Origin of the sequence: Streptomyces jumonjinensis (genome assembly GCF_009600885.1) — a bacterium.
GTDB lineage: Bacteria > Actinomycetota > Actinomycetes > Streptomycetales > Streptomycetaceae > Streptomyces > Streptomyces jumonjinensis.
Genome location: NZ_VCLA01000162.1, coordinates 11,886 through 19,714 on the forward strand (window position 1 = coordinate 11,886; position 7,829 = coordinate 19,714).

Genomic DNA, 7,829 nt, shown 5'->3' on the forward strand with positions numbered 1-7,829 from the left:
CCGGCCCGGGAACCTACCGCCTCCGCCTCCACGCCCGCGGCCGGGACACCAACCCCGACGGCGTGCACGAGCAGGACGAACCGGTCACCGAGCACTACCACCTCCAAATCTGGCCGACCCACACAGCTCCGCAACCAAGGCGGTAACAGGACCAGCACTACGAAGAGCCGACCGGCGCTGCCGCGTGCATCGCTCCGAGGCGACCGCGCTGACGGACGAGCTGCTCTGTGGACTGCCGCCCACGACGCGCTCATTCGCCGCCGCCGTCACCTCGACCACTGCCGTGCTGACCGGGGCCGGGTTCGGGCGCGTCGCTGTCGGCAGACCGAGATCGGCCACAAGCTCCCCTACGGCTACACCCAGTACGCCGACCTGACGATGCGCGCCCTCGGACGCCGGGGTGCCCGCGATGCTCCTGGAGGTCGACCGCCTCACCGAGCCCGTCGGCGACCTGGTGGACAGGCTGCGCCGCTACACCGAGTGGTTCGAGCTCCTGGCGCCGAAGGCCGACGCGGACAAGGAGAGGGTGGCCCGCCACTCCGGAGGGGCGGCGGTGCACGCCTTCCGGCTGTGGCCGGGCCTGTACCCGGCGACGGGCCACGAGGGGTACGTGCCGGTGGCGTTCGTGTTCACCGGGAAGACCGACGTCCAGCACGAGAGCCGGATGTAGCGTCTGGAGCGGAGGAAGCCGAACGCGCGGCGGCCGAAGCGGCGAGGGTGAAGCCTCGCAGCAGGTTCGGCATCGGACGCCGCCGGTAGCCGGGCGGCCTGCCGCCTCCGGCCGGGACAAGGCGGCTGGCCGGAGGCCGCCTTGTCCGTCGTCACCGCTGGGCGGAAAGATCGGCGTCAACCACTTACGTCACACCGAGGGGGAAGTACACGGTGAGCAACACGCTGCTGTATCCGGACGGCTGGCTCGTGCTGGGGCTGCCCTGGCCGGAGCAGACCCGAGACGGCTGGGGAGAGTGCGCGCTGGCCGTCGCCCCGCGGACGATGCCCCGCAGCCTCGTGAGCAAGGAGGCCGGCACCGTGCTCGACCTCGCGGGCGGGCTCGCCCGCGACTTGGTGGACGGGCCGGGCAAGGCCGTCTTCTTCTCCGATGTCACGCTCTGGCTCGACAAGCAGGGCAAGGACTGGGGTGATCTCGGGATCGACTACGAGGCCGTCATCGACGAACTCGTGGGGGCACCGGTCCCGCAGCTCTACATGACGCTCATGCAGAAGGCCCACGCCATCCTGTGCGACGCGAGCCGCGAAGGCCTGCGCCTGCACTACACGAGCGGCGAAGTCGAGCACGTCACCCCGCAGGTCCGCGCCGACGTCCACGCGGCCATCACGGCGAGCCTGGAGCGGGACTGGCCCGCCTACATCCAGGACCTCATCGACCGCGGTGCCATCCAGACCCGATAGCACGGCCCCGTCCCGCGACGGGCCCGGCCTTCATCCAGGCTGGGCCCGTCGGCGTCTTCACAGCCCCTTTGTCGGTGGTGGCTGCACGGCTGAGCGGCCGGGTCTACGGCCACGACCACGGCGACCCCAGCCCCGGCCTGCTCCCGCACCGGACCTACGCCGAACTGGTCGGCGGATCGCTGGACGGCCTGCTGCTGGACATCCACGGCTGGCGGACCGAGGAAGTCGAACGACGGCGTGGCCCTGATCACCGAGCTGTCGCAGTGGCCCGGCGGCTGCGCCCTGCACGACCCGCGCCCCGGCGAACCCCGCACGCCGGGTCCGGGGATTAGCTGCCGCTTCTACTACTGGCGACACGCCCTGACCGCCGCCTCCACGTCATCCAGGGCTTCGCCCAACTTCCCCGGCCACCCGCCGGTGACCGCGACCCACGGCTGTCAGACGGCGGCTGGCTGCGGTACCTCCAGTACCCCGGCGACCTTCCGCGCCAGCTCTGCGATGTGCGGCGGCAGATAACTGTCCAGCGAGTCGACGTCGTCGCACAGCCGGGCGCGCAGCCCGTGCAGACATGCCTCGGTGAACAGCCGCTGCTCATCGGCCTCGGCCATCAGCCCTCCCTCCGCATACCCCTGACCCCAGCTGTGCCACTGCCGTGCATCGGTGTCGGACTCGGGCGGCAGAGGGCTGCCGAGCATCCCGGCGATCTCCTGCCGGTCCGACTCCCGCGGACCGGCCGCCCGGCTGTGCTGCTGCCGGATCTGGAGGTAGGAGGCGAGCGTGTTCATGGGGAGGCCGGTGTACTGCTGGCAGTACGCGGCGATCAGCATGGCGGCCATGTCCATGGTGTCGGCCGCGTCCGTGGCCCGGTACAGAGTCATCCGCTTCCAGTCGTGGGCGACATCCGGCTCGGTGTAGCGCAGTACCTCCTGGCAGTTCATGACCACTTCGGAGACGAGCTGGTGTACCGCCTGCCGCAGCGGCTCGGGCATCGGTGTGCGTTCCATGCCCGGCACCGTAGGTTCCCGCCCGGGCGAAACAGGGACGACAGGCCGCTCGATCGGCCAACCTGGGGAGGGAATGGCGATGCCGCCCGGCTGCGGTCAGAGCCACCGCGCCGTCGCCCCGGTCCGGGAAAGGGAGAGCGGGTATGGCCCACGGGGTGGGGGCGTTCCGACGCGGGCGCGGTACTTCACGGCCCGCGCTGTTCTCGGGTGCCGTCATCGTGTGCTGCAGACTGGGGCGGGGGAGGGCGCGAGGAACGGGTGGTCGGAAGAGTCCTCGATAGCCTGGACATCGAGCTTCTCCAGGTGACCACCTCACAAGAGCGCCCGCAGGCGCGGGCATGGCTCCGAGGTGTCAGTGGTGTGCTGGACACTGGTCGTGTGTGGCTGGGCAAGGGAAACCAGGGGGGAATGACGTGAGTGACGATGCCGTCCAGCTTGAGGGGCGTATCCGCTTTGCCTTGAGCATTCTCGGCGAGAGCAACAGCCATCATGGGTTCGAGGCGTTGTGCCTGGGCCTGGCCCGCCGGAGGATCACCAGCAATCTGCTCACGGCGACCGGCCCTGTCAGCAGCGGCGGGGACCAGGGCCGGGACGCCGAAAGCCACTGGAGCAACATTCCTCGGGAACTGCCTGGCACGTCCTTGTTCGCGACGCTGGCCTCCACCGAGCGGGTGGTGATGGCCTGCACCATCCAAAGAACCGATGTTCCAGGCAAGATCCGAAAGGATCTTGCCTCGATCTGCGGGCAGGGCACACCCGTTGCCCGCGTCATCTACTTCACGGTGACCGCCGTGCCCGCCGCGAAGCGGCACGACCTTATCGATGAAGCCGCCCGGAAGCATCAGGTCGAACTGGATATCTGGGACGCTGCTGCCCTCGCTCTGCACCTTGCCGACTACGACCTGTTCTACCTCGCTGTACAGTATCTCCACTTGCCCTCCGACCTCACCCCGCCACGCCCGGACGGGGCCGGCGAACTGCCCGACTGGTACGTCGAGGCCCGCCGACGATGGCAGGCAAGCGACGAGCCCGCCTGCACGCTGGGGGAGCTGGTGGACCTGCGGGGCCCGTTGCGCCACGCCACCTTCCACGACGAGGCCCGGGCAGATCTGCCGGAATGGATCGGCCACGCACGTGCCCTGCTGAAGGCAGTGGCGGGGGAGCGCACCGCTCTGCGGGCCCGCTACGAGATCGTCGTGGCGACCCTGCGCGGCCTCGGCGATATGCACCCTGCGGACCAACTGGCTCGCGACTTCTTCGACACGGTCACCGCCGACGACACCCTCACCGACCCGGGAATCCTCGAGGACGCCGTCGTGCTTCTCCAGTACGGGTACGGGGCGCTGGTGCGCGGCCTCACTGCGCTGACGGCAGACGACCTGTGCAGTTGGCAACGCCTGCTGGCGGACAAGATCGACCGTCTGCTGGACGCGGACCCGCCCGCCAACGCCATGGCCCATCTGCTGGCCATGCGGGCTCGCCTGGCCCTGCACACCGACATGACCACCAAACTGACAACCAGGACCGAGGACCTGCCGACGGTCGCGGAAGTCACCTCAGCTGTCATCGAGGCGGTGGAGGCCGGAGAGCCAATACCTGCCCTGCAGACGGAGCCGCCGCTCACCGACCTCGACACCGGCATGCGCACCCTGCTCCGGCTGGGTCACCACCTCGACAACGCGCCCTTGTTCCCGATCGAACACACCGCCGACCTTTTCGACTACCTCACCCCCGTACTGGTGGACCATCCGCTGTACCGGGAGGTCCGTGATCTGCTCGACCAGGCCACCGACCGGGTTACCGGCCAGACGGCACGCGGCGAGCGCGCCCAGTCCCGAGGCATCGCCCTGATCAAGAGCGGCCGTCTCCCGCAAGCACTTCAGGAGATCCACAAAGCCAAGGACAACTGGCTGCGCGGCGACACCCTAGAGGGCGGCCTGATCATGCTGCTGCTATGCGCGCGCCTCTACAGCGAACTCAGCCTGCCCATCGCTGCCAAGCAGTACGCGCTCGCCGCCGCCACCGCCGCGAAGTCCGCACCCAATCCGGAACTCAGCTGTTTCATCCCCCGCGGCATCATCCTCGCCGCCCAGTACGACCGCAAAGCCGGAAACTGGATCTCTGCCACCCACTTGTTCTCCACCGGCCTCATGGCACAGGACCTCTACTGCGATGAGCCGTACAGCAACGAACGCTACCCGTACGTCTGGGAGACGATGGCCAGCCAGGCGCTCACCCTGCGTGTAGCCAGCGCGGTACGACCCGGCTTCGTCCCTCTGCTCCGCGAGATCACCGCTTCCGTGGGCATCAACACCATCCTCGACGACATACTCGCCCCGACGGCCGACGCTCCCACGGAAACCGAAGAGACATGTGTCGAAGCGGCCGACACACAAGGCGTGGGGCGCCCCTTCAGCGACGCCGGCCCCACCCGCCGCTACGTCTGGAACGCGCTCGGGGTCGACTGGGAGATCACCTGTCCGAACGAGCGGCACTCCGTACTGGCCGCAGAACGCTACACCGCGGCACTCCAGGTACTTCTCGGCGAACTCGCCACACTGGAACCACTGCTCCTGCCCGGGCGCGTCAGCGCCGAGGTCCGCGCAGACCCCACCCTGCCCCATGACCAGCCCGCTGTCTGCGACCAAACCGCCGACCGGGACACCAACAGGTGGAGGCTACGGCTGACCACGGCCAACCTCGCAGACCTGGAAACAGAACCACCCCGTCTGCTCACTGCCCTGATCCGCGTGGTCCTCTCCCAGTCGCTGCTCTCCGACGAGGCATTCACGCAACTCATCGAGCAGACACTCGCCAGCGGACTATGGGAGAAGCTCTTCGTTGGCCGTCCCTACGACGAATTGGCAGCCTTCCTCAAAGCCGACGACTACCAGACGATGGCTGCGCTCACTGAACCAGCCGTCGGAGCAGGTATGCACCGTGGCCGGGCGGAATCGGATGTCTTGCCAGCCCAGACCGGGCCCGGGCCCGGCTACAAGCCAGAGGAAGCCCTCGAAACCGTCCGTAACCGCTACGCCGTCATGCTCCCCATCGTGCGGTACACCCTTCCCCGCGTGCTTGCTGACCCCGATTTCCGGCGCACGACCGCGCGGTTGCGGGAGGCAGGGTGGCGCGACTGGCACCTGCTGACCGCCATCGCCAATGTGGTCGGAAACCGTCGTGCCCAGCAGCAGGGATTGCACGCCTTCCCAGGCGATTCCGAGAAACACCGGGCCCGCATCCTCACCGCTATGCAGGCCCCGGAACGCCCCGACGACCAACCTGTTCCTCCAGAGGCATTCACCGAGCATGCCCTTCGGTCACACCTGTCCGTGGCTGCTGTGAGCACTGCGCACGGCCTTGGCCTGGTCCTCCGCTCTGCTCCCATCGACCCGCAGGCACTGCTGTCGGTACTCGGTGAGCGCTACGGCTACTGGACAGACGACGTTGAGCATGTTGACCCGTTCGGCTGGCCAGCCACACCGAGCGACACGAGCTGACCGGCTGTGCGTCTGCGCTTCAGGGTCCAGCGCGCACCCCGGCCGCGCCCACGTCATCCAGCACGACACCGCCCAGCCCGTCAGGTCCTCCACCTGACGGACGCCGAAGCCACTGCCGGACCACCGGCAAGGCGAAGGGCTCCCGACCCGTATCCCGCCCGGGACTTCCGAACCTGCACACACGCCAGTTCGAATCAAGCCGCCCCGGGCCGAAGCCCGGGGGCGCGTGGTCGCTGGACAGATCCATGGGGGCGTGGGTGTTGCTCAACAGGTCGCGCCAGCGGCCGAAGCGGTCCGGCGCGGCGGTGTCCAGGCTGCTGAACATGACCGAGGGCAGATGTCTGGACAGCGGCAGCATCGGCTCACCAACCCGTACGTCAGCCCCGCCAGGAGAGGACCACTGCTCTCTCGCGCATCGCGTCGGACTATGCCATGAACTCGTAGCCGAGGACGCCACGACCGCCGGCGAAGAGGGCTCGACCGTCGGGTTGCCAGATCACGGATTCGAGGTCGCTGTCGGCCCGCATGCTGGTGAGGCGTTCGCCTGTCGTGAAGTCCCAGACGGAGATCGTGTTGTTTCCCGCGCCAGCGAGGTACTTGCCGTCGGAGCTGAAGGCTGCCGCCCTGACCCTCGTGCCGCGGAACCTATGAACGATGCCTTCCGTGGCGATGTCCACGACTCGGAATCCGAGGCCACCATCATTGATGGCCAGTTGACTGTTGTCCGGACTGAATGCCAAGGCCCATGACCGTGCCGAACGGCGCGCCAGAAGCGCGACCTGTGCGCCGGACGCGGTGTCCCAGACGCAGGTTCCACCGCTGTGGTCGTGTGTGGCGAGGCGGGATCCGTCTGGGCTGAACACGAGCCTGTGAGCTCTGTGGTGAGGCAACTGATGCATCTGCATGCCGCTGGTGGTGTCCCATACGCTGACGGTCCCCTGCCGGTCGACCGTAGCCAGAAGATCTCCGAGCGGGCTGAGTTGCAGCTTCTCCAGCGGCCCGGCACAAGTGAGTTGTACAAGCAGCGCCCCAGCGGCATCCCACACACCGACCATCTCGCGATCTGTGGCCGCGGCGAAGCGAATGCCTGTCGCCGTGAAAGCTGCCGAGAGCAGGTCGGCCTGATCTCCGTAAAAGGGAGGGGCGAACTGCAACTCCTGTCCGGCGGCTCCGTCGCCTCTCGCGAAGCGATGGACTTGCACTCCGCTCGCAGCGTCCCAGACGGAGAATCCCTCACGGCTCACGGTGGCGACGCGAGATCCATCAGCGGAGACCGCTGCGACACCGACAGAGATCTTCTGCGGCTGCGGCGAACTGGCAGCGAGGTCCCAGATCCGGACGGTCCTGTCCATGCTGGCGCTTGTGAGTCTCAAACCGTCCGGGCTGAAGCCCAGCGATGAGCACAATGATCCATGGTGGAAGCGGTGGACCTGCGTCCTCGTCCCGACGTCCCACACCTCCACGACGCCCTCACGGTTTCCGACAGCAAGTTCCGTGCCGTCGGCATTGAACGCTGCCACGGTGACGTCGAGGCAGCCGCGGAGCTCATGCAGACGCTCGCCGGACGACGTACTCCAGATCCCCACACTTCCCCCCTGGGCTGTGGCGACGTGAGCCCCGTCCGCTGTGACCGCCCTAGGCTTGCCCTGCAGAGGCTGCAGATTGTTGCCTGTGCTGGCGTCGCAGGAGTAGGAACGCAAGCCGCCATGCCTGGAGAAGACCAGCTTCGTGCCATCCTGGCTCACCAGAAGCCGACCGATTCTGTTCCTGGGCGCCTGAAACTCGTTGAGCTTGGCCCCGGTGGACGTGTCCCAAGTCGCTACCGCTCCGTGCTCCAGACTGGCGAAGAGACGAGAACCATCGGCACTGAAGGCGGCAGCACGGTACTCACCTGGAAAGAACTGGTGCAGCTCCG

At 67.9% G+C, this 7,829-nt stretch carries 5 protein-coding genes and 1 pseudogene; 4 read left to right on the top strand and 2 right to left on the bottom strand.

The annotated features are described in order from the left end of the window. The first annotated feature begins 400 nt into the window (after window positions 1-400). The 3 genes and pseudogenes from FF041_RS23435 to FF041_RS23445 all read left to right on the top strand — a co-directional run bounded on the left by FF041_RS23435 (window position 401) and on the right by FF041_RS23445 (window position 1,774). The gene (locus FF041_RS23435; RefSeq protein ID WP_153524639.1) at window positions 401-670 is read left to right on the top strand and encodes a hypothetical protein; all 270 of its coding nucleotides are present in this window, start codon (window positions 401-403) and stop codon (window positions 668-670) included. Between the two features lie 212 nt (window positions 671-882). Beyond that, a complete protein-coding gene (locus FF041_RS23440) occupies window positions 883-1,410 on the top strand; it encodes a hypothetical protein (RefSeq protein WP_153524640.1) in 528 nt (175 codons plus the stop codon). Window positions 1,411-1,478: 68 nt separating this feature from the next. After that, window positions 1,479-1,774 (top strand): annotated as a pseudogene (locus tag FF041_RS23445) (hypothetical protein). A gap of 73 nt (window positions 1,775-1,847) precedes the next feature. Here FF041_RS23445 and FF041_RS23450 read toward each other — a convergent pair. Beyond that, entirely contained in the window at window positions 1,848-2,414 is a 567-nt protein-coding gene (locus FF041_RS23450; RefSeq protein WP_228388565.1) for a hypothetical protein, read from the bottom strand. Between the two features lie 413 nt (window positions 2,415-2,827). On the opposite strand from FF041_RS23450, the gene FF041_RS23455 reads away from it, so the two are divergent. Next, window positions 2,828-5,914 (top strand): hypothetical protein, encoded by a 3,087-nt coding sequence (locus FF041_RS23455; RefSeq protein WP_153524641.1) that lies wholly within the window; start codon window positions 2,828-2,830, stop codon window positions 5,912-5,914. A 425-nt stretch (window positions 5,915-6,339) separates the two neighbouring features. Here the strand turns inward: FF041_RS23455 and FF041_RS23460 are convergent. Further along, on the bottom strand, window positions 6,340-7,829 hold a 1,490-nt coding region (locus FF041_RS23460), incomplete at its 5' end, for a WD40 repeat domain-containing protein (protein ID WP_407698186.1).